Here is a 22,167-nt window from a genome sequence, read left to right on the forward strand (position 1 = left end):
GACGCGGCCCCTACGAGAGCGGCCGCGTCTCTGCGAGCGACGCCGCCTCGGCGCGCAGCCGCGCGCCCTTGGCGTGCGCCTGCTCCTTCAGCGTCTCCTGGAAGGTCACCATCCGCTCCCGCAGCCCCGCGTCGGAGGCGGCCAGGATGCGTACGGCCAGCAGCCCGGCGTTGCGGGCGCCGCCTACCGCCACGGTGGCGACGGGCACCCCGGCGGGCATCTGCACGATGGACAGCAGCGAGTCCATCCCGTCGAGGTACTTCAGCGGCACCGGCACCCCGATGACGGGCAGCGGCGTCACGGAGGCGAGCATGCCGGGCAGGTGGGCGGCCCCGCCGGCCCCGGCGATGATCACCTGGATGCCGCGGGACGCCGCCTGCGTGCCGTAGTCGATCATCTCCGCGGGCATCCGGTGGGCCGACACGACGTCGGCCTCGAACGGCACCCCGAACTCGGCGACGGCCTCCGCGGCCAGCTTCATCACCGGCCAGTCGGAGTCGCTTCCCATGACGATGCCGATCATGCGTACTCCCCGGTGGTGAGGTGGACGGCGGCGTGGCGGGCGCGGGCGCGGCAGGAGTCGAGGTCGTCGCCCGTCACCGTGACGTGCCCGATCTTGCGCCCGGGACGCACTTCCTTGCCGTAGAAGTGCACCTTCACGCCGGGGTCGTGCGCCATGACGTGCTCGTACCGCTTGAACAGGTCGGGGTCGTCGCCGCCGAGCAGGTTGGCCATCACGACCACGGGCGCGGTCATCGACGGCGAGCCGAGCGGCAGGTCGAGCACCGCCCGCAGGTGCTGCTCGAACTGCGACGTGCGGGCGCCCTCGATGGTCCAGTGGCCGCTGTTGTGCGGCCGCATGGCCAGCTCGTTGACGACCAGCCCGCCGGCCGTCCGGAACATCTCGACGGCCAGCAGCCCGGTCACGCCGAGCTCGTGGGCGATGTTGAGCGCGACCCGCTGCGCCTGGGCGGCCTCCTCCGGGTCGAGCCCGGGGGCGGGGGCGAGCACCTCGACGCAGATGCCGTCCTGCTGCACGGTCTCGACGACCGGGTAGCTGACGCCCTGCCCGTGCGGGGAGCGGGCGACGAGCACGGCCAGCTCCCGCTCGAACGGGACGAACGCCTCGGCCATCAGCGGCACCCCGGCCGCGAACGCCTCGGTCACGTCGGCCTCGGTGCGGCACACCCACACACCGCGCCCGTCGTAGCCGCCCCGGATCGCCTTGAGCACGAACGGCCACCCGTGCTCCTGGGCGAACGCGACGGCCTCGGCGGCGTCGGACACGCGGGCCCACGCCGGGCAGGGCGCGCCGATGGCGGTCAGCCGCTCGCGCATGACGGCCTTGTCCTGGGCGTGGACGAGCGCGTCGGCGCCGGGGTGGACCTGGAGGCCGCCGGCGGCCAGCGCCCGGATGTGCTCGGTGGGCACGTGCTCGTGGTCGAACGTGATCGCGTCGCAGCCCTTGCCGAACTCCCGCAGGTCGGCCAGGTCACGGTAGTCGCCGATGCGGGTGTCGACGATGACCCGGGCGGCGCTCTCTCCGGGGGCGTTGGCCAGCACCCGGAGCTCCACCCCGAGCGCGATGGCGGCCTGCTGGGTCATCCTGGCGAGCTGTCCCGCGCCGACGATGCCGACCACGGGGCCGATGGGACTGTATGCGTTCACGTGACTTGAGCATACCTACCCCGAAGGGGCAGGTAGTCGCAGTCGTAGCCGAAGTAGCGGGGCCCCGCGAGCTCCAGCCCGGCGGGCGAGGCCCAGCGCGGGTCGCACGGCGCGGCGATGACGGTGACGCGCAGCCCGTAGCGCATGGCCTCGGTCGTGACGGGCTCGCCGGAGTCGGTGTCGAGGACGCAGATCAGGTCCGGGGTGGTCGCCACGATCTCGCCGTCGCGGCGGGCGAGCAGGTGCTCGTTCTGGAAGCTGAGCTCCAGCGTGCCCGTGCCCTCCAGTCGGGCGTTGCCCCGGGCGAAGCCGCCGGTGGTGCGGCGTTCGACGTCGACGACCTTGCCGGTGAACAGCTTGACGCCGCCGAGCACGTCCAGGGCGGCGCGCACCGGGTCGGCGTTGGCGGCGCGGGCCCGCCGCACGGCCTTGCCGAGGTTCTCGGCGAGCGTCAGCGTGGCGGGGACCAGGCCGTCGCGGAGCTGGTCGCCGCGCAGCACGGTGTCGGCGCAGGAGACCTGGCAGCCCATCTGCACGCAGGCGGCCCGGGTGATGCGTTCGGCCCACTGGTTGGACACGGTGTCGACGACGAGCGTGTTGCCCTTGTCGTCGGCGACGGCCATCGGCGTGTTGGGCACGCCCATGAGGGTGGGCAGCACCATCTGGGCCTCGGGGAAGGCCCGGCCCATCGCGTCACCGTCGACGAGCGGCAGCCCGGCCTGGGCGGCGGCCGCGATGGGGATCATCGAGTTCACGCCGCCGATCTCGATGGGCACGATGTGCGTGGCGGGGCGGCCGAGCACGGCTTCGAGTGCGCGCAGCGCGGTCAGCTCCTCGGTGCCGGCGGGCAGCTTCTCCAGCAGCACGGTCGGCGCGCCCATCCCGGACACGGCGACGACGGTGGCGTCGGCGGGCACCTCGTCGATGTCGTACACGGTCACCGGGCCGTGCCTGCGGATGGCCTCGCGGGCCAGCAGCTTGCCCACGTACGGGTCGCCGCCGCCGCCGGTGCCGAGGATGCCGGCGCCGCGCGCCAGGTCGTCGAGCCGGTCGATCCCGATCTCACGCATCGATCTTCTCCAGGTCCAGGTCGCCGACGGCCTTGATCCTGACCCGGGTGGCGTCACCCGGCAGGTAGGCGAGCGGCAGCTCTTCCACGTCCACGATCCGCACGCTGCCCGCGCGTGCCCCGGCGCGCTCGGCCCGCGCGACCGCCTCGTTCTTGGCCTCGGCCAGCACGCTCTCGCGCGGGCCCGAGAACACCCGGTCGACCTCGCCGCCGACCTGGGCGATGGCCGCGCCGACGGCGTTGGCCACCTCGTAGTGGTCGGGGCGGCGCACGTCGGCGAAGCCGGGCAGCTCGCCGACGAGGATGCTGCCGCCGCCCACGAGGACGACGGGCAGCGGGGCGGCGCTGGTGCGCATGCGGTCCACCGCTTCGGCGACGCGCTCGGCGATGATCTTCAGCGGGCGTTCGTGGTCCACGCCGGTGACGCGGGCGGGGTCGCCGACGACGGCCTGCCCGGCGGCCACGGCCAGGTCGGTCGCGGTCAGCGTGCCGCCGCCGAACACCAGCGCCTCGGCGGTGAGCCGGTAGCCGACGCTGCGCGGGCCCACGCTGCCGTCGGGGGCGACGATCGAGCCGCCGCCGATGCCGATGGACAGCACGTCCGGGATGCGGAAGTTGGTGCGCACCTCGGCGACCAGCGCCTCGCCCGCGGCCTCGCGCGGGAAGCCGCCGTTCAGGATGCCGACGTCCGTGGTGGTGCCGCCGATGTCGACGACCGCGCAGTCGGTCAGCCCCGAGAGGTACGCGGCTCCGCGCATGGAGTTCGTCGGCCCGGAGGCGAACGTGGCCACCGGGTAGCGGCGGGCGTGGTCCACGTCCATGAGCGTGCCGTCGTTCTGCGACAGGAACAGCGGCGCCCGGATGCCCGCCACCGCCAGCGCCTCGGCGAACGCCGCGACCGTACGGCCGGCGAGCGGGCGCAGGGCGGCGTTCACGATGGTGGCGTTCTCCCTGGCCAGCAGGCCGACCCTGCCGATCTCGTGGGACAGCGACAGGTGGACCTCGGGGCCCAGCTCGGCGGCCAGGATGTCGGCGGCCTGGCGCTCGGAGTCGGCGCTGACCGGGGAGAACACCGAGGAGATCGCGACCGTCCGCAGGCCGCGGGCCCGGATGTCGGCGGCGACCCGCCGGAGCTCGCCGGGGTCGAGGGCGGAGATGGGCGTGCCGTCGTACTCGTGGCCGCCGTGGCACAGGTAGACGGCGCCCTCGACGGCCTCGCGCAGCCGGTCGGGCCAGTCGACCAGGGGCGGGAGCGCGGCCGTGGCGGGCAGGCCGAGCCGGACGGCGGCGACGGGCTCCAGCCGGGCGGCCTCGATGAGGGCGTTGACGAAGTGGGTGGTGCCGATCATCACGGCCGACGCCTCGGTGGCGCCGAGCCCGGCGATGGCCGCGGCGACGCCGCCGGTGACGTCTTCGGTGGTGGGGGACTTGACGGTGGCGAGCACCTGGCCGCCGTCGCCGATGAGGGCGGCGTCGGTGTTGGTGCCGCCGACGTCGATGCCGATGCGCATGTACGGGACTTTCTAGGCGAGGACGGGCTGTTCACGGCTGGCGCGGACCAGGCCGAGCCGGCCGGCGACGACGTAGGCCAGTCCGGCGAGCAGGAGGGAGTTGAGCGCGGGGATGCCGATCCACTGGTAGTGCTCGCTGAGCCAGCCGAACAGGGCGGCGGCAGCCCAGATGACGAGCGTGGCGGGCACCCAGGCGGGCTCGGTGTCGGGCAGCCGCCCGGCGGCGCGTGAGGCGTCGAGCACCGGCCGCCAGCGGCGCACCACGAAGTACTCGGCGACCATGATCCCGGCGATCGGCGGCGTGACGACGCCGAGGATCAGCAGGAAGTCGGTGAACCGCTCCAGGATGCCGAGGGCGGCGAGCACGCTGCCGAGGACGCCGACGCCGATCGTGACCGTGACCCGGTTCAGCCGCACGCCGGTCGTGGTCTCGACGGCGTTGAGCAGGCCGAGCGTGGAGGAGTACAGGTTCCAGTTGTTGATCTTGACGGTGGCGGAGATGAGCACGATGACGCCGACCACGCCGGACGACGCCGTGATGATCGCGATCACGTCCGACGTCTTGACCGCGTAGGCCAGCAGCACGCCCGCGAGGCCGAGCACGTACTCGCCGAGCGAGATGCCGACGAGCGTCTGCTTGACCACGTCGCCGGTGTTGCGGTTGAACCTGGTCATGTCGGGCGTGGTGACGGCGCCGACGATGTACGAGCCGGCCACGATGGTGGCGCCGGTGGCGATGCTGATGGGCTCGCCGAACGGCGGCGAGGCCACCAGCGTGCCCAGGTCGTGGCGGGAGATCTCCACCCACATCGCCCACCCGGCCAGCCCGAGGAACGCCGGCACGGTGATGAACGCGGTCATCCCCATGGCCTTGAACCCGCGGATGACCAGCAGCGTCACGCCGATCCCGGCGATCAGCGACCACGCCCACAGCGGCAGCCACGACATGATCGAGTGCAGCCCGGCCGCGAACACCGCGGTCTGCACGCCGAACCAGCCGAACAGGCTCAGCGTGATGACGATCCCGATCAGCGTGGACCCGTAGCGGCCGAAGCCGGTCCACCGGGCCAGCATGGACGTCGACAGGCCCTCGCGCATGCCGGCGATGCCGACGAAGATGCAGACGACCTCCAGGATGACCGACCCGAGGGTGAACGCCCAGAACGCCCCCCAGAACGACAGGCCGGCGCCGAGGGTCGCGCCGAGCAGGAACTGCGTCAGGTCGGAGAGCTGGCCGAACCGCTGCACGGCCACGTTGAACCACGGGTACCGCGCGCTCTGCGGCACCCGCTCAAGGGGATAGTCGGAGTCGGTGGTCACGTGCTCGCCTTTCTCAGGGGGGTTCACAGATGCGAGGGGCGGCCGGCCGCGCGGGCGCGGAGCCTGACGAAGGAGCCGGGCAGGTAGTCGAGCGGGGTCTCGGCCACCTCGACCAGCGCCACGTCGCGCGGGTCGGCCCCGGCGCGCACGGCGGCGGCCCTGGCCTCCTCGGCGACGGCCTCACGCGCGGCGGCGCCGGGCAGCCGGACGATCCGCTCGTACTGGCCGCCGACGGGGCTGACGGCCGCGCCGATGGCGCCGGCGCACAACCCGTGCGCGGGGTGCAGGCCGCCGGGGACGGCGTGCGCGCCGCCGCCGACCACGACGAGCGGGAGCCGCGCCGGGCCGGGCTGCAGCCGGTCGACGGCCTCGGCCAGCTCGGCGGGGTCGATCGGGCGCGGCACCCGGATCAGGCCGGGGATGCGCAGGCCCACGGGCACGCCGCCGATCCCGGCCCCGCGCACCGCCTCCTCGGGGAAGCCGCCGGCCAGCACGCCGACGCGGACGCGGGCCGCGCCCACGTCGGCGACCACGGCGTCATGCAGGCCGGCGAGCACGCCCGCGCCGCGCAGCACGCTGGCGGGGCCGCTGCCCAGGCTCAGCCCGGGATGCCTGGCCAGGTGCTCCAGGCTCATCAGCGTGCCGTCGCCGCGCGTCACGAACACCGCCGCGCCGGGGCACAGGCCCGACAGCGCCTCGGCCAGCCCTTCGGCGACGGCTCCGGCGAAGCCCGAGAGGGCGGCGTCCAGCACGGTGGCGTTCTCGCGTTCCAGCAGGCCGATCGAGCCGAGCTCGGCGGAGAGCGAGATCGGCAGGTCGCCGGCCTCGGCCCGGATGATCTCGGCGGCCTCCCGCTCCTGGCGGCCGTCCAGCGGGGAGAACAGCCCAGTGACGGCGACGGCCTCGGCGGCGCCCGCCGCCGAGGCGGCGAAGCGGGCCACGGCGTCGCGGTCCAGCGGGGTCCAGTCCTCCCGGTCCAGGCCGCCGCCTCCGGCGACGGTGGCCGTCCCGGCGCTGACGGCCGCGCGCAGGTCCTCCGGCCAGCCCGACAGGGGGCGTACGGCGCGGCCGGACTCGCCGCTGATGCGCAGCACCGCCACCCGGCGCAGGCCGCGCCGCCGGGTCACGGCGGTGGCCGCGCCGCGCAGGCCCACCGCGACCTGGGCGGACTCGTGCGGAGGCAGCGCCCCGAGCGCGGCGCGTACACAGGCCACCGGGTCGTCGGGGACGGAGGCGACCTTGACGGTGGCGAGCACGCGCCCGGCGTCGTCGAGCAGGGCGGCGTCGGTGTTGGTCGGCCCGACGTCCACCCCGGCCCGCACCATGCCGACCTGCCGCCGCTCGACCCCGGGGCTCATGACGGCCTCCCCTCGCCGGTCAGCCCCGCCAGGCCGAAGGCCGCGGGGCCCGCGAGGCGCAGACCGGCGGGGGTGTGCCAGATCGGGTCGCAGGGAACGGTGACGACGCTGACGCGCAGGCCGTAGCGGATCTGCTCGACCCGCAGCACCTCCTCGGTGCGGGTGTCGAGCAGCGCGATCACGTCGGGGACCAGGGCCAGCGGCGCGCCGTCCTCGATGACCGCGTGGAACTCGCTGCCCGCCTCGATCCTGGCGAGCCGGCCCAGGTCGCGGCCCAGGCCCTCGATGAGGATGGTCCCGGACGTCTCCGCCACCTTGCCGGTGATGAGCGGCTCGGGGAGGGAGGTCCCGAGCCGCAGCGCGCGGGTGACGGAGCCGACGGCCGTGCAGGCGGCGACCTGGCCGCCGCGCAGGATGTACTCGCTGGTGGCGACCTGGCCGCCGAACGCCTCCAGCGAGGCCCTGACCAGCCGTTCCAGCCAGCGGCCTGTCACGTTCTCGATGACGAGGGTGCGCCCGCGCTCGTCGCACACCACGGCGGGCGTGGGCGGGACGCCGTGCAGCTCCATGACCGTCTGGTCCATGCCGGGGAAGGCGCGGCTCATGCCGTCGGCGTCGACCAGCGGCAGCCCGGTGACGGCGGCCCAGGCGACGGCCAGGCAGCCGTTGGCGCCGCCGATCTCGCTGGCCATGACGGCGCCGACGGGCGCGCCGAACAGCTCCTCGACCTTGGCCCGCAGGTGGACGGGCTCGTTAACGCCGCAGATCCGCTCCGACATCACCGCCGAGGAGCCGGCCGTGCCGACGGGCATGACGAGCGTGTCCGGGGCGAGGTCGCCGGGCCGCACGACGGCGACGGGGCCGTGGTCCTCCAGCGCCTGCATGGCCGCCGCGCGCGCGATCGCGACGGGGCCGCCGCCGCCCGAGCCGAGCACGGCGCACCCTCTGGCGAACGCGGGCAGCAGCCCGGTTCCGATGTCCACCTGTTCACGGTACGAAATCGCAGGTCAGCAGTGGTGTGCTGGGGGCACCTTTATGGGGCTATCGTGTGCGGGTGGCACACATACTGGAGGATTTGCAGAGGTTGGCCGGGCCTGTCCCGGCCGGTCCCTTCTCCGGGGTGCGGCTCGTGGAGGACCTGCGCGAGGTGGCCCGCCTGCCCGCCGGGTCGATCGCCGTCCTCACCGCCGCTGCCTCCCGCGCGGCGGGCTCCTACCGCCTCGACGTCGCGCTGCGCGACGCCGCCGCCGCCCGCGCCGCAGCGCTGGTGCTCACCGGGCCGGACCTCGCGGAGGCCGGCCGCAGCGCCGCCACGCTGGCCGAGCGGAGCGGGATCGGGGTGTACGCCGCCGGAGGCGACCTGGCCGCGCTGGTCGTCGGCCTGGAGCGCGCCGTCGCGGGCGACGCCTCCGACGCCCTGGCCAGGACCGTCGCCGCCGTACGCGCCGTCCTGCGGGCGGGCGGCACCCCGGAGCGCATCGCCGAGGCGGCGACCGGGGCCCTCGGCGTCCCGCTCCCCGAGGAGGGCGCCGACGCCCCCGGCGGCCACCTGGGCACGGCGGTGGAGGTCGTGGCGCGCTTCGCCGAGCTGGCGGCCGCCGCCGGACCGGCCGACGAGCCGGCGGGCAGGTCGCGGGCGCAGCTGCTCACCGAGCTGCTGGTCGCGCCGGAGAAGCAGGCCCAGGAGCTGGCCCCGCGCGCCCGCGCGCTGGGGCTGCCGGTCGACGACTGGCACGTGGTGCTGCGCCTCGAACCGGTGATGGAAGAGGGCCCGCAACGCTACGCCCTGCTCGACGCGGTGGCGGCCAGGGCGGTCCGGGCGGCCCGCGAGATCGTCGGCCCGGAGTGGAACGGCGCGCTGGCCGGTGACGCGCTGGTCGTCGTCCGCTCGCTCCCCCGCGACCAGGGCCGGGCCGGCCTGCGCGAGGCCGTCCGCGACGCGGCCCGCCTGCTGGAGCGGGTCCGCCCGGCGGGCGCCGAGCTGCGCTGCGGCGTGAGCACCGCGCACCGGGGCCTGCTCGGCCTGCGCACCTCGGCCGCCGAGGCGCGCACGGCGCTCAGGCGCAGCCCGGCCCCGCTCGCCGTGTACGACCTGGCCGGGCTGGACCGCATGCTGGAGGAGTGGTACGCCTCCGACGCCGCCCACCAGGCCGTCAGGGAGCTGCTGCAGCCCATCCTCGACCTCAAGGGCGACCGCCCGGCCCACCTGATCGGCATCCTGCGCGCCTACCTGGACCATCACGGCTCCCCGGCCCGCGCCGCCGAGGAATTGCACATGCACCGAAACGCCGTGAGCCGCAACATCCGCCGCATAGAAGCCCTGCTCCACGCGGACCTGGACGATCCCCAGCAAAGGTTGGCGCTCCAGCTCGCCTGCCGGGCGGCGCGTCCGGCGTTGTGACAACCGGTACGCTGAAGTCGTCATGCCTGCCGAAAAGGAAGGGCGAGCAGGAGCGTGCTGCAGTTCGCCAAAGGCCTGTACCAGCGTTTCGCCGCCCTGGTCCATGAGCTGACCAAGTTCGGCACCGTCGGTGCCGCCGCCTTCGTGATCGACACGGGCATGTACAACCTGTTCCTGCTGGCGATCGACCTCGGGCCGATGACGTCCAAGGTGTTCGCCACGGCGATCTCCACCTCGTTCGCCTACCTGGGCAACCGGTTCTGGACGTTCCGCCACCGCGAGCAGAGCGGGCTGGGGCGCGAATACTTCCTGTTCTTCCTGCTCAACGGCATCGCGCTGCTGTTCGGCGTGCTGGTGATCGGCTTCACCACCTACACGCTGCACCTGGACGACCCGGTCAGCGCCAACATCGCCAACATCATCGGCGTCGGCCTGGGCACGCTGTTCCGCTACTGGTCGTACAAGAAGTGGGTGTTCCTGGAGGCCACCGAGCCGATCCCCGCGGAGCTGCCCGACACGGGGATCAGGCAGGACCGCTGACTCAGGGCGGGACCGCCGACTCTGGGCGGGACCGCCGGCTCAAGCGGGACCGCTGACGACGCGGTTGCGGCCGTTGTCCTCGGCCAGCCGCAGGAAGACGGCGAAGGCCGCCGGGCGACGCCGCACCAGCTCCAGCCGGCCGCCGTCGGCGGCGGCCAGCGCGCGGGCGAGCGTCAGGCCGAGGCCGGTGCCCCCGCCGCCGCTCACGTTGCGCTCGAAGATCTTGGGCGCGATCTCGTCGGAGATGCCCGGGCCCTCGTCGGCCACCTCGACCACCACGGAGCTGTCACCACTGGTCGTGGTGACCGTTACGGTGCCGCCGCCGTGGCGCAGGGAGTTCTCCAGCAGGGTCGCGATGACCTGGCCGAAGCCGCCGGTCGTGGCCAGCGCCTTGAGGTCGCGCGAGCCGGCGAGGACGAGCGTGCGGCCCACGCCGCGGAAGACCGGCTGCCACTCGGTCACCTGCTGGATGAGCACCTCGTCGATGGAGATCGGCTCGGCCTGGGCGTGCCGCTGGCGGCGCGCGGCTGCCAGCAGCTCGTCGATGACCGCCGTGAGGCGCTCGGCCTGCACGATGGCGGCCTCACCCTCCTCGCGCACCACCTCGGGCTGGTCGGAGGCGGCGACGATCTCCTCCAGGCGCATGGTGAGGCCGGTGAGGGGGGTGCGGAGCTGGTGGGAGGCGTCGGTGGCGAACTCGCGTTCGCGGGTGAGCAGGTCGGAGATGCGCGTGGCACTGCGGTCGAGCACCTGGGCCACCTGGTCGAGCTCGGGGATGCCGTAGCGGTGCTTGCTCGGCCGGGCGTCACCCGAGCCGAGCCGTTCGGCGATCTTGGCCAGGTCCTGCAGCGGCAGCGTGAGGCGGCGTGACTGCACGATGGCCAGGCCCACGGCCACGGCGAGAGCCGCGACGGCCAGCGCCACGATCAGCAGCAGGCGGGCGTAGACGTCCTGCTCGACCTGGGCCCGGTCGCGGCTCACCCGGACGAAGATGCCGCTGTCGGACTCCGCGTCCTCGGTCATCTGCTCCCCGGACGACGGCTGCGAGCCGACGACCGTGGCCTTGGGCGGGTTTCCGCGCTCGAATATCTGGATGTAGCGGTCGGGGTATTTCTGCTCCAGCTGCTTGGGGTCGAGCGGGGTCTCTTGGATACGGGCGTATTCGACCTCCCCGACCAGACGGGTCGCCTCCGACCTGAGCTGCTGGGCCGCGTCGTCGACGATCAGCCGGCTGACCACGATGCCGAGGGGAACCCCTAGCAGCAGGACGGCGATGACCGCCACCACCAGGGTTGAGGTGAGCAGGCGTCGGCGCATGCCTACTCGCGTTCGAAGCGGAAGCCGACTCCCCGGACGGTGGTGATGTAGCGGGGCTTGGCCGCGTCGTCGCCGAGCTTGCGGCGCAGCCACGAGATGTGCATGTCGAGTGTCTTGGTGGAGCCCCACCAGTTGGTGTCCCATACCTCGCGCATGATCTGCTCGCGCGTCACCACCTTTCCGGCGTCGCGGACCAGAACCCTGAGCAGGTCGAACTCCTTCGTGGTCAGGTGCAGCTCCTTCTCGCCCATCCAGGCGCGGCGGGAGTCGGCGTCGATGCGGACGCCCTGCACGACCGGGGTCTCGGAGGTGCCGCGGCGCAGCAGCGCCCGCACCCGGGCGAGCAGCTCGGCGAGCCGGAACGGCTTGGTGACGTAGTCGTCGGCGCCGGCGTCGAGGCCGACGACGGTGTCGACCTCGTCGACGCGGGCGGTGAGGATCAGCACCGGGGTGCCGTGCCCTTCGGCACGGATCCGCCGGGCCACCTCCAGGCCGTCCATCTCGGGCAGGCCAAGGTCGAGAACGATGAGGTCGATGCCCCCCGACAGAGCCCTCTCCAGGGCCTGCGGGCCGTCGGGGCTCACCTCAACCTGATAGCCCTCGCGGCGCAGGGCGCGCGCGAGCGGCTCGGAAATCGAGGTGTCATCCTCGGCGAGAAGTACGCAGGTCATGGAGCGATCGTAGGACCTTAAGCGATCGTTTCCCGGGCACAGCGCGCGGTTTGACTCGTCGTTGACCTATCCATTGACCTGGGCAAACGCGGCTAAATATCGGTTAGTCATGATTAAATTACCGCGATTGCCGTGGGTAAAAGGGTTACGCCCCCGTGGTTCCCCGCGGCGAAAGTTGGCGCCAGAAACGCGCGCGCCCGCCGTCGGCGCGGCGGGCGATCGGACGCGGCGGGCTCAGTCGTCGACGGACGGCGGCTCGGCGTAGCGGGCCAGGTAGAGCTGGTCGCCCAGGGTCTGCATCAGGCCGAGCTCGGTTTCGAGGTAGTCGATGTGCTGCTCCTCGTCGGCGAGGATGTCCTCGAAGATCCGCGCCGAGGTGATGTCGCCCTTCTCGCGCATGAGCTGGATGGCCGGCCGCAGCCGCTGCACCACCGAGAGCTCGACCTCCAGGTCCGCCTGCAACTGCTCGCGGACGGTCTGCCCGATGTGCAGGGTGCCGAGCCGCTGGTAGTTGGGCAGTCCTTCGAGGAAGAGGATGCGGTCGGTGAGGCGCTCGGCGTGGCGCATCTCGTCGATCGACTCTTCGCGGGTGTGCTCGGCGAGCTTGGTGTATCCCCAGTTCTCCTGCATCTTGGCGTGCAGGAAATACTGGTTGATCGCCGTGAGCTCCGCCGTGAGCTGCTCGTTGAGCAGCTCGATGATCTGCTTGTCGCCCTGCATGAACGGGCCCCTTGTGCTATGCGGTGGTCAGTTCCTCAGACCGCTTCAGGATCGCACAGATCTTCCGTACGCAAGAGGCACAGTCGCCCCCGGCGCCCGTGGTGTCGCGAACCTGTTTCGCACTCCGCGCGCCCGCGGCGATGCAGTCGTGGACCTCGTTTTCGGTCACAGCACGACAAACACACACGTACATCCGCGGGGAGCCTCTCAGGGGTGGGGTAGGTAAGGCACACCTAAGATAGCCCACCGCGGTAAGGCTTGCCTATGTTAGGTAAGCCACACCTCAGTGGCCCCGCGTGATCCATTCCTCCAGGTGAGGGGCCTCGGCGCCGATCGAGGTGGAGTCGCCGTGCCCGGTGTGGACGACGGTCTCGGGCGGCAGCGTCAGCAGGCGGTCGCGGATCGACTCGATGATCGTGCCGAACGACGAGTGCGAACGCCCGGTCGCCCCCGGCCCGCCCTTGAACAGCGTGTCGCCGCTGAACAGCACGCACAGCTCGGGCGCGTACAGGCAGACCGCGCCGGGCGCGTGCCCCGGCGTGTGAAGGACCTGCAGCGCGATCCCGCCGGCCTCGATCTTCTCGCCGTCGCCCAGCGGCGTGTACGTGACCTCGTCCCCGTAGACCTGCGACCACAGGACCTGGTCGGCCGGGTGCAGCCGGATCGGCGCGCCGGTGAGGTCGCTCAGCTCCTTGGCGGCGTTGACGTGGTCGTTGTGCGCGTGGGTGCAGACGATGGCCCGGACCGTGCGGTCGCCGACCCGGTCGGCGATGGCCCTGGCGTCGTGGGCGGCGTCGATGACGACGACCTCGCGGGCGTCGCCGACCAGCCAGACGTTGTTGTCGACGTCCCAGGTGCCGCCGTCGAGCGAGAACGTGCCTGAGGTGATGACCCTGTCGAGCATCTAGAGGATCACCACCGAGCGCAGCACGTCGCCGCGGTGCATCTTGGCGAACGCCTCCTCGACCTGGTCGAGGCCGATGGTCTCGGTGACGAACCTGTCGAGCGGCAGCCGGTGCTGCAGGAACAGGTCGATGAGCATCGGGAAGTCGCGGCTCGGCAGGCAGTCGCCGTACCAGGAGGACTTCAGCGCCCCGCCCCGGCCGAACACGTCGAGCAGCGGCAGCTCCAGCGTCATCTCCGGCGTCGGCACGCCGACGAGCACCACGGTGCCGGCCAGGTCGCGGGCGTAGAACGCCTGCTTGTAGGTCTCGGGGCGGCCGACCGCCTCGATCACCACGTCGGCGCCGAACCCGCCGGTCAGGTCGCGGATGGCCTCGACCGGGTCGCTCTCGCGCGAGTTGACCGTGTCGGTGGCGCCGAAGCCGCGCGCCCACTCCAGCTTGCGGTCGTCCACGTCCACCGCGATGATCTTGGCGGCGCCGGCCAGCGAGGCGCCGAGCACGGCCGCGTCGCCGACCCCGCCGCAGCCGATCACGGCCACGCTGTCGCCGCGGGTCACGCCGCCGGTGTTGATCGCCGCGCCGATGCCGGCCATCACGCCGCAGCCCAGCAGCCCGGCCACCGACGCGGGCGCCTCGGCGGAGACCTTGGTGCACTGCCCGGCGGCCACCAGCGTCTTCTCCAGGAACGCGCCGATGCCCAGCGCGGGGGACAACTCGGTGCCGTCGGTGAGCGTCATCTTCTGAGCGGCGTTGTGCGTGTTGAAGCAGTACCACGGCCTGCCGCGCAGGCACGCCCGGCACTGGCCGCACACGGCACGCCAGTTGAGGATCACGAAGTCGCCCGGCTCCAGTCCGGTGACGCCCTCGCCGACGGCCTCGACCACGCCCGCCGCCTCGTGGCCCAGCAGGAACGGGAAGTCGTCGCTGATGCCGCCCTCCCGGTAGTGGAGGTCGGTGTGGCAGACGCCGCACGCCTGCACGTTCACCACCGCCTCGCCGGGCCCCGGGTCCGGCACCAGCACCGTTTCGATGGCCACTTCCCGGCCCTTGCCTGTGGCGATGACGCCCTGCACTTCGTACGGCATGCCAGCCATCTTGTGTCAGGAGGATGATCTCCGCAAGGGATGCGCGCCCAGGAGGCTAGCGCTCGTCGACCTCGCCGTCGGAAGCGTCCTCCACCAGGCGGAACAGATCCATGCGGACGTCCTGGATGCGTGGGATGTCGCGCAGCACGATCTGGCCCCGGTCGCCGGCCGACTCGACGACCAGCGTGCCGCAGCCGAGCAGCCGCTCGGCGAACGTCTGGTCGGAGCTGACCGTGTTGACCTTGGCCATGGGGATCTCGTCCGTCGACTTGTTCAGCACGCCGGTGCTGATCGAGAAGCGGTGCGTGGTGAGCACGTAACCGGTGTTCTTCCACTGCAGGTAGGGCACGAACGACCAGATCACCAGCAGGAGGAGGGCGATGACGCCGACCGCGACGCGGGCGTGGAAGGCGTACTCCCAGGTGCCCGGGATGAAGTACAGCGCCGCGCCCGTGGCCGCGGCGATGAGCACGAGCGCGACGAAAGGCACGATCAGCCGCTTCCAGTGAGGGTGGAAGGACCGCACGCGCCGCTCACCCTGTGTCAGGTGATGGTCGGGGATGGTCATGCGGACATGCTGCCACCACCCCGCCCCCGGCGGCTATGCCGCGGGCCGAACGTGCACGACGTCGCCGGCGCTCAGCGCGGCGGTCTCGGCGCCGGTGTCGACCTGGAGCTGCCCGGCGGTGTCGACGCCGGTGGCCAGGCCGGTGAGCGCGCCGCCGCCGGGCAGCTCGACGCGCACGCGGCGGCCGATCGTCGCGCAGGACGCCTGGTAGGCGGCGCGCAGCCCGCACGCGTCGGCGTCGCCGCCCGCCTCGGTCCACTCGCGGTAGTGGACGTCGATCTCCCGGAGCGTCGCCCGCAGCAGCGGGTCGCGGTCGAGGCAGGCGGCCTCCTCGACGACCAGCGACGTGCCCGTCTCCACGGGCAGCTCGTCCCGCGTGAGCAGCACGTTCAGGCCCATGCCGATGACGACGGCGTCACCGGACCGCTCGGCGAGCACCCCGGCCAGCTTGCGCTCGCCGATGAGCAGGTCGTTGGGCCACTTCAGGCGTACGTCGACCTCGGCCAGGCGGCGCACCGCCGACGCGGCGGCCACCCCGAACAGCAGCGGCAGCCAGCCGAAGGCGGCGACCGGCACGGTGGGCCTGAGCAGGATGGAGAAGGTCAGCCCCGCGCGGGCCGGGGCGCCCCAGGCGCGGCCGAGCCTGCCCCGCCCGGCGGTCTGCTCCTCGGCGACCAGCACCCGCCCCTCCTCGGCGCCATCCCGGGCGGCCCTGGCCAGGTCGGCGTTGGTGGAGCCGGTGCTGTCGACGACGGTGACGCCGGTCCACAGGGAGCCGGGCCGCAGCAGGGCTCGGTTGAGCGCCTGCTCGGAGAGCGGCGGCCGGTCGAGGTCGGAGTAACGAGACACCCGTCCATCTTGCCGTGGTCGGGGGCATGGCCGTGCCGGGGAGAAGATGGGGACATGAGGAGACTGGATCCGCGCAACTGGGCCTCGTGGCGGCCGTTCGGGCTGGGGCTGCGCAAGCCGAACAACTACCTTGAGCTGGTCGAGGCGTTCCGGGCGGTCAAGGGCAACCGGCGCTACGCGTGGCGGATCCTCAACCAGGGCACCTGCGACGGCTGCGCCCTGGGCACCAAGGGCATGCGCGACTGGACCATGCCGGAGATCCACCTGTGCAACATCAGGCTGCGGCTGCTGCCGCTCAACACGATGCCCGCGCTGGACGTGTCGCTCCTGCGCGACGTCTCGGGGCTGAGCGGCAGGAAGAGCGCCGAGCTGCGCGAGCTGGGCCGGCTCCCCTACCCGATGCTGCGGCGTGCCGGCGAGCCCGGCTTCACCCGCGTCTCCTGGGACGAGGCGCTGCGCGTGGCCGCAGGCGGGCTGCGCGACACCCGCTTCGGCGCCTATCTGACCAGCCGCGGCATGCCGAACGAGAACTACTACGCGGCCCAGAAGGCGGTGCGGGCGCTGGGCACCAACAACATCGACAACGCCGCCCGCATCTGCCACTCGCCCTCGACCGTGGCGCTCAAGGAGGCGATCGGGGCGGCGGCCACGACCTGCTCCTACACGGACTGGATCGGCTCCGACCTGATCGTCTTCATCGGCTCCAACCCGTCGAACAACCAGCCGGTGGCGATGAAGTACCTCTACCACGCCAAGAAGGCCGGCACCCGGATCGCGATGGTCAACGCCTACCGCGAGCCGGGGATGGAACGCTACTGGGTGCCGTCCAACGCCGAGTCGGCGGTGTTCGGGACGAAGATCACCGACGAATTCTTCGGCGTGAACGTGGGCGGCGACATCGGGTTCCTCAACGGGGTGCTCAAGCATCTGATCGAGGCCGGCGCGGTGGACGAGGAGTTCGTGGCGCGGCACACCACCGGGTTCGAGGCCGTGCGCGAGGCGGTGGCCGGGCAGTCGTGGGAGACGCTGGAGGCGCTGTCCGGCTCGACCCGCGCCGACATGCGGCGCATGGCCGAGCTGCTGGCCGAGGCCAGGTCGGCGGTGCTGGTGTGGTCGATGGGCATCACGCAGCACTCCTACGGCGAGGACAACGTGCGCGCGATCGTCAACCTGGCGCTGGCGCGCGGGTTCGTCGGGCGTGAGGGGTGCGGGCTGATGCCGATCCGCGGCCACAGCGGGGTGCAGGGCGGGGCCGAGATGGGGGCGTACGCGACCGGGCTGCCGGGCGGGCTGCCGATCACCGAGGCCAACGCCGCGAAGTTCACCGGCATGTGGGGGTTCGAGGTGCCCGCCACGCCGGGGCTGACCGCGACCGACATGATCGACGCGGCCCACGCGGGCGAGCTCGACGCACTCGTCTCCTCCGGCGGCAACTTCCTGGAGGTGCTGCCCGACCCCGCCTACTGCCGGGAGGCCCTGGCGCGGCTCAAGCTGCGGGTGCACGTCGACATCGTGCTGTCGTCGCAGATGCTGGTGCCCGCCGAGGGCGACGTGCTGCTGCTGCCCGCGCAGACCCGCTACGAGATGACCGGCGGCGTGACCGAGACCTCGACCGAGCGGCGGATCATCTTCTCGCCGGAGGTGGAGGGGCCGCGGATCGGCGAGGCGTGGCCGGAGTGGAAGATCTTCACCGAGCTGGCCGCCCGCACCCGGCCCGGCATCGCGGCGAACGTGCGCTTCACCGGCACCCCGCAGATCCGCGCCGAGATCGAGCGGGCCGTCCCGTTCTACGAGGGCATCGCCGGCCTCAAGCGCTTCGGCGACAGCGTCCAGTACGGCGGCGCCCACCTGTGCCCCGGCGGCCGCTTCCCCACGCCCGACGGCCTGGCCCGCTTCTCCCCCGTCGAGCCGCCCGCGCTGGAGCGCCCCGACGGCGCGTTCATGGTGGCGACGCGGCGCGGCAAGCAGTTCAACAGCATGGTCCACGAGCGCCTCGACGGCTTCAACGGCGCGATGCGCGAAGCTGTGCTGATGAGCGAGTACGACGCCGACCGGCTCGGCCTGCCCGACGGCGCCCCCGTCGAGCTGCGCTCGGGCGAGCGCGCCTACCGGGGCAAGGTGCTGCGGGCGCCGCTGATGCCGGGCAACCTCCAGGTCCACTGGCCGGAGGGCAACGTGCTGCTGGACGAGGCGCGGCGCTCCCCGCAGGCCCGCATCCCCGACTACAACGCGCTCGTCACGGTGCGGCCGCTGTGACCCGGCCGGGCCCGAGCAGGCGGGTGCGCGTGCGCGAGCTGACGGGCGGCTCGGCGGTGGAGCGGCGCGACGACCTGGCGACCGAGGAGCCGCTGGAGATCCGCCTGACGGCCGCGGGGGGCGTGCGCCGGACGATCGCCATCACCATGCGCACGCCGGGCCACGACTTCGAGCTGGCCGCCGGGTTCCTGCACGGCGAGGGGCTGGCGCACGACGACGGCATCGCCTCGATCGCCTACTGCACCGACGAGGACCTGCCGCCCGAGGCCCGCTACAACACGGTCACCGTGCGGCTGCGCGGCCCGATGCCCGAGCTGCCCGCGCTGGAGCGCCACTTCCTCACCTCCAGCGCGTGCGGCGTGTGCGGCTCGGCGAGCCTCGACGCGCTGCGCGGCCGTTGCCGCCCGCTCCCGCCCGGCGACCTGCGGCTCACCCCCGAGGTCCTGTACGGGTTGCCGGGCGCGTTGCGGGCCGGGCAGGGGGTGTTCGGCAAGACGGGCGGCCTGCACGCGGCCGGGCTGTTCACCGCCGAGGGCGAGACGGTCGTGGTGCGCGAGGACGTGGGCCGGCACAACGCGGTGGACAAGCTGGTGGGCTGGGCGGCGATGAACGGGCGGCTGCCGCTGTCCGGCCACGTCCTCATGGTGAGCGGCCGGGCCAGCTACGAGATCATGCAGAAGGCCCTGGCGGCGGGCCTGCCTGCGGTGTGCGCGGTGTCGGCGCCCTCGTCGCTGGCGGTGGACCTGGCCAGGGAGTTCGGCATGACGCTGGTCGGGTTCCTGCGCGGCGAGCGGTGCAACGTCTACGCGGACGCCAACAGAGTGGAATGAACTGTTCCGTTCTGCTATAGTCGGAACAGAACGAACCGTTCCAGCTCATCGGAGGTCGCCGTGATCCACCCCTACCGCGTCGAGATCCCCCAGGCCGACCTCGACGACCTGGCCGCCCGGCTGCGGCTGACCCGCTTCGCCGACGAGATCCCCGGCGCCGAGCAGGGCGTCGCCGTCGAGCGCGTCCGGCGCCTGGTCACCCGCTGGCGCGACGGCTTCGACTGGCGCGCCGTCGAGGCCAGGCTCAACGCCCTCCCCCAGTACGTCACCGAGATCGACGGCCAGGACATCCACTTCCTGCACGTGCGCTCCGGCAACCCCGACGCGCTGCCGCTGATCCTCACCCACGGCTGGCCGGGCTCGATCGCCGAGTACCTCGACGCCGTCGAGCCGCTGTCGCGTCACTTCCACCTGGTCATCCCGTCGCTGCCCGGCTACGGCTTCTCCGGCCCGACCAAGGAGCTCGGCTGGAACAACCGGCGCATCGCCGCCGCCTGGGCCGAGCTGATGGCCCGCCTCGGCTACACCCGCTACGGCTCGGCCGGCAACGACGCCGGCTCGATGATCTCCCCCGAGGTCGGCCGCGTCGACCCGGAGCACGTCGTCGGCGTGCACGTCACGCAGGTCTTCTCCTTCCCGTCCGGCGACCCCGCCGAGTTCGCCGACCTGTCGGAGGAGGACCAGGCCGGGCTGGCCGTCCTCGACTGGTTCTGGAAGGAGAAGGGCGCCTTCAACGTCCTGCAGTCGCAGCAGCCGCAGACGCTGGCCCACGCCGTCACCGACTCCCCCGCCGGCCTGGTCGGCTGGCTCGCCCAGCTCTTCGACGAGGACCTGGACGACGACTTCGTGCTGACGAACGCCGCCATCCACTGGTTCACCGGCACCGCGGCCTCCGCCCTGCGCCTGTACTGGGAGAACGCCCGCATGGAGCCCGTCACGGAGCCCACCACCGTGCCGCTCGGCCTGGCCATGGCCGAGGGCGACTTCAAGTCGATCCGGCGCTTCGCCGAGCGCGACCACGCGAACATCGTCTCCTGGAAGACGCTGCCCGCCCCCGCGCACGGCCACTACACGGCTCACACCGCGACCGAGGCCCTGACGGACGACATCCGGGCGTTCTTCGAGGCCCTGTGATCAGTCCGGCTCGCGCCAGGCCGGGTCGTCGGCCGACAGCAGCACCAGGCCGCCGGTCAGCCCGTCGAGGGTGTCCTGCACGAGGTCGGCGCCGTGCTCGGCGAGCTGCCTGAGCGACGCGGTCAGCGTCTGCAGGTGCCGGAACGCCCTGCCGTACGCCCGCTGCTCCTCGATGGGGAGCAGCGGGATCTCGGCGCGCCGGACGTCCACCCGGTGGGTCGAGGACATCGAGGCGTAGTGGCGCAGGTTGCCCTGGGCGGTGAGGAACCCGGCCAGGAAGTGCGGGTCCAGCCGCTCCGGGTCGGGGCGCAGCAGGTGGAGCTGGGTGCCGATGACGTCTCCGCCGCCGGAGACCACGACCGCCACCGGCGTCCTGACGACCTGTGGCACGAGCACGTCGCCGGGGCGGGTGCGGAGCTCCTTGCGCACCGAGCCGGGCGGCCCGGTGGCGGCGCGGCGGCGTACGACGTCCTCGGCCGTGAGGACGGGGGCCTCGGCGGGGACGGCGGGGGTCTCGCCGGGGCGGGCGGGGGCCTGCTGGTGGACGGTGAGCAGGTTGCGGCGTTCGAGCTCGGCCACCGGGACGAGCGGGCGGTCGCGGCCTGAGGGGGCCGGTTCGATGCCGGGGAGCAGCGCGAGCGTGTCGGCGAGCGTCTCGTGCAGGCGGTCGCGGCTGCGCACGATCCGCTCCGGCGACAGGCCGGACGGCGTGGCGGGCAGGTAGCGGCCGGGCAGCAGGTCGACCTCGTCGTTGAGCAGGTCGATGACGGGCACGGCGCGGCTCACGCCCGGCTCGTCGCCGCCGTCGCCGTGGCGGAAGCGTTCCCAGGCGGCCAGCGCCGTCGCGGCGAAGTCGCCCTGCCGGGCGGAGGTGTCGACCATCAGGACGGCCCCGGGCGCCGCCGATCCGCCGGGCCGGCACAGCACCCAGAGCGTGAGGCCTACGGACATGTTCGGCACGCTGCCCACGGGCAGGGCGATCACCGCGCGCAGCGCGCCCCGGCGCAGGAGCTGCGCCCTGATGCGCCGGCCCGACCGGCGACCGGCCGCCGCGGGCGGCATGAGCAGCACCGCGAACCCGCCCGGCACCAGGTGGGCCAGCGCGTGCTGGACCCAGGCGAGCTCGGGCTCGGTGCGCGGCGGCAGGCCGTACTCCCAGCGGGCGTCGGCGGTGAGCTCCTCGTAGCCCCAGTTGCGGTCGTTGAAGGGCGGGTTGCAGACGACGGCGTCGATGGCGGCGCCGGGGAACGCGTCGGCCCGCAGCGAGTCGCCCGCCCGGATGTCGGCGTCGCCGGGGCCGAAGGCCAGCGAGATCGCCGTCAGGCGGGCCGTTGCCTCGCTCAGGTCCTGGCCGAGAAGCTGCCCGGCGGACCGCTCGCGCACGGCGCGCAGCAGCATGCCCCAGCCGCAGGCCGGATCGAGGACGCGGCGGGCGGAGGCGGGCAGGAGCGCCGCGATCAGATCGGCGACCGGTTTGGGCGTGAGGCTGGCGCGCTGCGACTCGGCGTAGCGCTCGTACAGGAACTGGAAGGTCTCCTCGGGGCCGGTCACGGCGGCGAGCTCGGCCAGCCCGCGCTGGGCGTCGTTCTCGGGGCGGGCCTCGCCCCGGCGGGCGCGCAGCAGGAACGAGCCGAGGTCGGCGATCAGGGCGGGCAGCTCGTCCTCGGCGACGCCGGCGCGCAGCTCCTGCCAGAACCACTCGCGCCTGGGCAGCGGCCTGGCCTCGGTGTGGGCGCGCAGCCAGTCCTTGATCTCCTTCAGGGAGAAGGTGGGGCTGGCGGTGGTGCCGCCGACGGGCTGCGGGAAGTCGTCGTGGCGGCGGCGCCAGTTGCTCACGGCGGCGCGGCCGACGTCGCCCAGCCTGGCGATGTCCGCCGCGGTCACCTGGACGTCCCTGTCCACAAGCTCTCCTCAACGACGACGTGGCAAAAACCTACCCATGTCACACAACGACAGAACCAATGC

The 22,167-nt window shown here is 73.1% G+C and carries 21 protein-coding genes; 5 read left to right on the forward strand and 16 right to left on the reverse strand.

What is annotated here, in order from left to right:
* Positions 1-10: 10 nt before the first annotated feature.
* From purE to ACBI99_RS11980, 7 genes are read right to left on the reverse strand one after another with little or no spacing between them, the layout of a single operon-like run.
* The gene (purE, locus tag ACBI99_RS11950) at positions 11-523 is read right to left on the reverse strand and encodes a 5-(carboxyamino)imidazole ribonucleotide mutase (protein WP_219499746.1); all 513 of its coding nucleotides are present in this window, start codon (positions 521-523) and stop codon (positions 11-13) included.
* Positions 520-1,668, reverse strand: coding sequence for a 5-(carboxyamino)imidazole ribonucleotide synthase (locus ACBI99_RS11955; RefSeq protein ID WP_375072304.1), 1,149 nt, complete (start codon positions 1,666-1,668; stop codon positions 520-522). The genes purE and ACBI99_RS11955 overlap by 4 nt, the downstream gene beginning before the upstream one ends.
* A complete protein-coding gene (locus tag ACBI99_RS11960) occupies positions 1,665-2,738 on the reverse strand; it encodes a DUF917 domain-containing protein (protein WP_219499750.1) in 1,074 nt (357 codons plus the stop codon). The genes ACBI99_RS11955 and ACBI99_RS11960 overlap by 4 nt, the downstream gene beginning before the upstream one ends.
* Complete coding sequence (locus ACBI99_RS11965; protein ID WP_375072305.1) at positions 2,731-4,248, reverse strand: hydantoinase/oxoprolinase N-terminal domain-containing protein; 1,518 nt, start codon at positions 4,246-4,248, stop codon at positions 2,731-2,733. Before ACBI99_RS11965 ends, ACBI99_RS11960 begins: the two co-directional genes overlap by 8 nt.
* 12 nt (positions 4,249-4,260) lie before the next feature.
* On the reverse strand, positions 4,261-5,568 hold the full coding sequence (locus ACBI99_RS11970; RefSeq protein WP_357584085.1) for a cytosine permease: 1,308 nt from the start codon (positions 5,566-5,568) through the stop codon (positions 4,261-4,263).
* Between the two features lie 23 nt (positions 5,569-5,591).
* On the reverse strand, positions 5,592-6,926 hold the full coding sequence (locus ACBI99_RS11975; RefSeq protein ID WP_375072306.1) for a hydantoinase/oxoprolinase N-terminal domain-containing protein: 1,335 nt from the start codon (positions 6,924-6,926) through the stop codon (positions 5,592-5,594).
* Entirely contained in the window at positions 6,923-7,909 is a 987-nt protein-coding gene (locus ACBI99_RS11980) for a DUF917 domain-containing protein (protein ID WP_219499763.1), read from the reverse strand. Before ACBI99_RS11980 ends, ACBI99_RS11975 begins: the two co-directional genes overlap by 4 nt.
* 71 nt (positions 7,910-7,980) lie before the next feature.
* On the opposite strand from ACBI99_RS11980, the gene ACBI99_RS11985 reads away from it, so the two are divergent.
* Together ACBI99_RS11985 and ACBI99_RS11990 are read left to right on the forward strand one after the other, a co-directional pair.
* Positions 7,981-9,327 carry a PucR family transcriptional regulator gene (locus tag ACBI99_RS11985; RefSeq protein WP_375072307.1) on the forward strand — a complete coding sequence of 449 codons (1,347 nt, stop codon included), beginning with the start codon at positions 7,981-7,983 and terminating at the stop codon, positions 9,325-9,327.
* A gap of 54 nt (positions 9,328-9,381) precedes the next feature.
* Positions 9,382-9,867: a GtrA family protein gene (locus ACBI99_RS11990; RefSeq protein WP_308125589.1), complete on the forward strand. Its 486-nt coding sequence runs from the start codon at positions 9,382-9,384 to the stop codon at positions 9,865-9,867.
* A gap of 39 nt (positions 9,868-9,906) precedes the next feature.
* Here ACBI99_RS11990 and ACBI99_RS11995 read toward each other — a convergent pair whose 3' ends face one another.
* From ACBI99_RS11995 to ACBI99_RS12030, 8 genes are all read right to left on the reverse strand, one after another.
* A complete protein-coding gene (locus ACBI99_RS11995) occupies positions 9,907-11,184 on the reverse strand; it encodes an ATP-binding protein (protein WP_219499767.1) in 1,278 nt (425 codons plus the stop codon).
* A gap of 2 nt (positions 11,185-11,186) precedes the next feature.
* Positions 11,187-11,855, reverse strand: coding sequence for a response regulator transcription factor (locus ACBI99_RS12000; protein ID WP_043620820.1), 669 nt, complete (start codon positions 11,853-11,855; stop codon positions 11,187-11,189).
* Between the two features lie 234 nt (positions 11,856-12,089).
* Positions 12,090-12,575 (reverse strand): bacterioferritin, encoded by a 486-nt coding sequence (bfr, locus tag ACBI99_RS12005; RefSeq protein WP_219499769.1) that lies wholly within the window; start codon positions 12,573-12,575, stop codon positions 12,090-12,092.
* Positions 12,576-12,591: 16 nt separating this feature from the next.
* Positions 12,592-12,768 (reverse strand): bacterioferritin-associated ferredoxin, encoded by a 177-nt coding sequence (locus ACBI99_RS12010; RefSeq protein ID WP_082310492.1) that lies wholly within the window; start codon positions 12,766-12,768, stop codon positions 12,592-12,594.
* Positions 12,769-12,858: 90 nt separating this feature from the next.
* On the reverse strand, positions 12,859-13,479 hold the full coding sequence (locus ACBI99_RS12015; protein ID WP_219499771.1) for an MBL fold metallo-hydrolase: 621 nt from the start codon (positions 13,477-13,479) through the stop codon (positions 12,859-12,861).
* The gene (locus ACBI99_RS12020) at positions 13,480-14,565 is read right to left on the reverse strand and encodes an S-(hydroxymethyl)mycothiol dehydrogenase (RefSeq protein ID WP_219499773.1); all 1,086 of its coding nucleotides are present in this window, start codon (positions 14,563-14,565) and stop codon (positions 13,480-13,482) included.
* A gap of 55 nt (positions 14,566-14,620) precedes the next feature.
* A complete protein-coding gene (locus ACBI99_RS12025) occupies positions 14,621-15,133 on the reverse strand; it encodes a PH domain-containing protein (protein WP_219499775.1) in 513 nt (170 codons plus the stop codon).
* Positions 15,134-15,166: 33 nt separating this feature from the next.
* Positions 15,167-15,982 (reverse strand): biotin--[acetyl-CoA-carboxylase] ligase, encoded by an 816-nt coding sequence (locus tag ACBI99_RS12030; RefSeq protein WP_375072308.1) that lies wholly within the window; start codon positions 15,980-15,982, stop codon positions 15,167-15,169.
* Positions 15,983-16,036: 54 nt separating this feature from the next.
* Here ACBI99_RS12030 and ACBI99_RS12035 point away from each other — a divergent pair, with 54 nt between their 5' ends.
* Genes ACBI99_RS12035 through ACBI99_RS12045 form a run of 3 tightly spaced genes read left to right on the forward strand, consistent with a single transcriptional unit; the run spans position 16,037 to position 20,202 of the window.
* The gene (locus tag ACBI99_RS12035) at positions 16,037-18,238 is read left to right on the forward strand and encodes an FdhF/YdeP family oxidoreductase (RefSeq protein WP_375072309.1); all 2,202 of its coding nucleotides are present in this window, start codon (positions 16,037-16,039) and stop codon (positions 18,236-18,238) included.
* Positions 18,235-19,068: a formate dehydrogenase accessory sulfurtransferase FdhD gene (gene fdhD / locus ACBI99_RS12040; RefSeq protein ID WP_219499782.1), complete on the forward strand. Its 834-nt coding sequence runs from the start codon at positions 18,235-18,237 to the stop codon at positions 19,066-19,068. Before ACBI99_RS12035 ends, fdhD begins: the two co-directional genes overlap by 4 nt.
* Positions 19,069-19,128: 60 nt before the next feature.
* Positions 19,129-20,202 carry an epoxide hydrolase family protein gene (locus ACBI99_RS12045; protein WP_375072310.1) on the forward strand — a complete coding sequence of 358 codons (1,074 nt, stop codon included), beginning with the start codon at positions 19,129-19,131 and terminating at the stop codon, positions 20,200-20,202.
* Here the strand turns inward: ACBI99_RS12045 and ACBI99_RS12050 are convergent, their stop codons facing one another.
* Entirely contained in the window at positions 20,203-22,104 is a 1,902-nt protein-coding gene (locus tag ACBI99_RS12050; RefSeq protein ID WP_375072311.1) for an N-6 DNA methylase, read from the reverse strand.
* Positions 22,105-22,167: the final 63 nt, after the last annotated feature.

Origin of the sequence: Nonomuraea sp. ATR24, assembly GCF_041950485.1 — a bacterium.
Taxonomy (GTDB): Bacteria; Actinomycetota; Actinomycetes; order Streptosporangiales; family Streptosporangiaceae; genus Nonomuraea; species Nonomuraea ceibae.

Coding starts and splice junctions, on each gene's coding strand:
- ACBI99_RS12000 (WP_043620820.1), bottom strand. CDS start 11,855: ATGACCTGCGTACTTCTCGCCGAGGATGACACCTCGATTTCCGAGCCG.
- ACBI99_RS12025 (WP_219499775.1), bottom strand. CDS start 15,133: ATGACCATCCCCGACCATCACCTGACACAGGGTGAGCGGCGCGTGCGG.
- bfr (WP_219499769.1), bottom strand. CDS start 12,575: ATGCAGGGCGACAAGCAGATCATCGAGCTGCTCAACGAGCAGCTCACG.
- ACBI99_RS12020 (WP_219499773.1), bottom strand. CDS start 14,565: ATGCCGTACGAAGTGCAGGGCGTCATCGCCACAGGCAAGGGCCGGGAA.
- ACBI99_RS11975 (WP_375072306.1), bottom strand. CDS start 6,926: ATGAGCCCCGGGGTCGAGCGGCGGCAGGTCGGCATGGTGCGGGCCGGG.
- ACBI99_RS11960 (WP_219499750.1), bottom strand. CDS start 2,738: ATGCGTGAGATCGGGATCGACCGGCTCGACGACCTGGCGCGCGGCGCC.
- ACBI99_RS12035 (WP_375072309.1), top strand. CDS start 16,037: ATGAGGAGACTGGATCCGCGCAACTGGGCCTCGTGGCGGCCGTTCGGG.
- purE (WP_219499746.1), bottom strand. CDS start 523: ATGATCGGCATCGTCATGGGAAGCGACTCCGACTGGCCGGTGATGAAG.
- ACBI99_RS12015 (WP_219499771.1), bottom strand. CDS start 13,479: ATGCTCGACAGGGTCATCACCTCAGGCACGTTCTCGCTCGACGGCGGC.
- ACBI99_RS11995 (WP_219499767.1), bottom strand. CDS start 11,184: ATGCGCCGACGCCTGCTCACCTCAACCCTGGTGGTGGCGGTCATCGCC.
- ACBI99_RS11965 (WP_375072305.1), bottom strand. CDS start 4,248: ATGCGCATCGGCATCGACGTCGGCGGCACCAACACCGACGCCGCCCTC.
- ACBI99_RS12010 (WP_082310492.1), bottom strand. CDS start 12,768: ATGTACGTGTGTGTTTGTCGTGCTGTGACCGAAAACGAGGTCCACGAC.